Source organism: Candidatus Defluviilinea gracilis (genome assembly GCF_057138825.1).
The window spans coordinates 1-1,564 of the sequence record NZ_DBNHEF010000010.1; the positions used below are offsets into that span (position 1 = coordinate 1).

Sequence of the window (1,564 nt, forward strand, 5' to 3'; positions counted from 1 at the left end):
GCGGCAGGGCGCGAACTGGATTACCATGTCCCAGGCGGCGCGATCAACTACATCCGCGAAACGCCGAACCCGCGATTCCGCGAACTAAAAGACTTGACGAAGCCGAACGCGCTCCCCGAATGGATGCGTCGAAAGGACATAGCATGAGCGCGGAATCTGTCCAGTTTGCGGAAATGGTGCGTATTGAACACGCCCGCATCGAACTCCTGAAACAAGCCGCCGACGAGCGCGGAGAAATCATCGAGAACCTTACCGCCGCGTACTTACGCGGTGAGATGGACGAACAGACGTATAACGACCTGTTGGCGCGGGTCTGCCGAAATGAGGCGCAATGAAATTAGTGACAGACTTGCATTGGATGGTATCTGAGGATACTATCGAGCGCGACATCCGCCGCGCCGTGTCATTCAGCCGCGCGAGTGATGTAAACATTTGGTGCGCCGCGTATTTTGTGGCGCGGGTGGTTGGCGCGTACAAGGTCAACGCCGTGATAGACATTGCGCTGGAAGCGCGACGCAGTACGGCGACCATCGAGAATTATGCTCATGCGTACTGGATGCTGGAATCCATACGCAAGTCCGAAGGTAACTCCGTAGCCCGCCAACTGCGGAAGTCGTTTACGCCGACGCACTTCTGGACGGCGTGGGAATTGCAGAGAAAATACAACCTGTCGAACCGTGACGTGATGCGCTACTTCGCGCAGTTGACAGCCTACAAGATCAACGGCGAAAGTCACAGTACTGAGACGCTCAGGCGCGAGGTGGAAGCGGAGCAGGAAACAGCGGGCAATCCGCCGTCGTTCGTGTCGTACAGTAAACGCCTGTCCTCGCTAGTGACGGGCATATTGGCGGCGAAGGATACGCCGCTGGCATGGCGGACGTGGGCGGCGAAGATGCCGAAGGATGAATAATGCCAGTAGATATGTCGCGTTACCCAAAAGACTGGAAAAAAATCAGCCTATCTATTCGCGTAAGATCACGCGGGCGTTGCGAGTGTGTTGGAGAGTGCGGGTTACATGAGGGGCGGTGTGACGCAATAAATTATGAGCCTCATCCAATTACAACATCAAAAGTAATTCTTACCGTCGCTCATTTAGGAATTGATTATCCAGATGGTCGTAAAGGAAATAAACACGACAAAATGGATGTGCGGCGCAAAAATCTGAAAGCCATGTGCCAACGCTGTCACCTAGTTTTTGATCTGCAAGAGCATCTTGAAAATGCCCGCGCAACGCGGCGCAGAAAGATACTCGCTACTGGACAAATGGAAATGGACATATAACCATGAAAAAACATCTCGGCACGCTTGGCTACATTCTGTTCGCCGCCTTCGCAATCTATGTCTGCGACTTTATCGTCATGCCGCTTTTTTGGAGCGGACGATGATAAAGCACTTAACAAATTGGAGAGCGTGAAATGAACATCTTATTCGTGGGTCAAGGCGACGGTAGAATGAAATTGATCTATTTCCTCGCCTTTTGTGCGGGCTTCGTAATCGGATTGATGATAGAGTTCGAGCGGTGGGGCGTCCCTCCCCCGCCGAGCGCGGAGCCGCGATTAAATCG

3 protein-coding genes are annotated in these 1,564 nt (G+C 53.1%); all 3 read left to right on the forward strand.

What is annotated here, in order from left to right:
- Positions 1-143: 143 nt before the first annotated feature.
- From AC16KF_RS01085 to AC16KF_RS01095, 3 genes are read left to right on the forward strand one after another with little or no spacing between them, the layout of a single operon-like run.
- The gene (locus AC16KF_RS01085) at positions 144-335 is read left to right on the forward strand and encodes a hypothetical protein (RefSeq protein WP_484035433.1); all 192 of its coding nucleotides are present in this window, start codon (positions 144-146) and stop codon (positions 333-335) included.
- The gene (locus AC16KF_RS01090; protein ID WP_484035434.1) at positions 332-910 is read left to right on the forward strand and encodes a hypothetical protein; all 579 of its coding nucleotides are present in this window, start codon (positions 332-334) and stop codon (positions 908-910) included. The genes AC16KF_RS01085 and AC16KF_RS01090 overlap by 4 nt, the downstream gene beginning before the upstream one ends.
- Positions 910-1,281, forward strand: coding sequence for a hypothetical protein (locus AC16KF_RS01095; RefSeq protein WP_484035435.1), 372 nt, complete (start codon positions 910-912; stop codon positions 1,279-1,281). Before AC16KF_RS01090 ends, AC16KF_RS01095 begins: the two co-directional genes overlap by 1 nt.
- Positions 1,282-1,564 lie beyond the last annotated feature (283 nt).

What these genes read in the sequence shown, in the direction of transcription:
- AC16KF_RS01095 (WP_484035435.1), top strand. Translation starts at nt 910, where the DNA reads ATGCCAGTAGATATGTCGCGTTACCCAAAAGACTGGAAAAAAATCAGC.
- AC16KF_RS01090 (WP_484035434.1), top strand. Translation starts at nt 332, where the DNA reads ATGAAATTAGTGACAGACTTGCATTGGATGGTATCTGAGGATACTATC.
- AC16KF_RS01085 (WP_484035433.1), top strand. Translation starts at nt 144, where the DNA reads ATGAGCGCGGAATCTGTCCAGTTTGCGGAAATGGTGCGTATTGAACAC.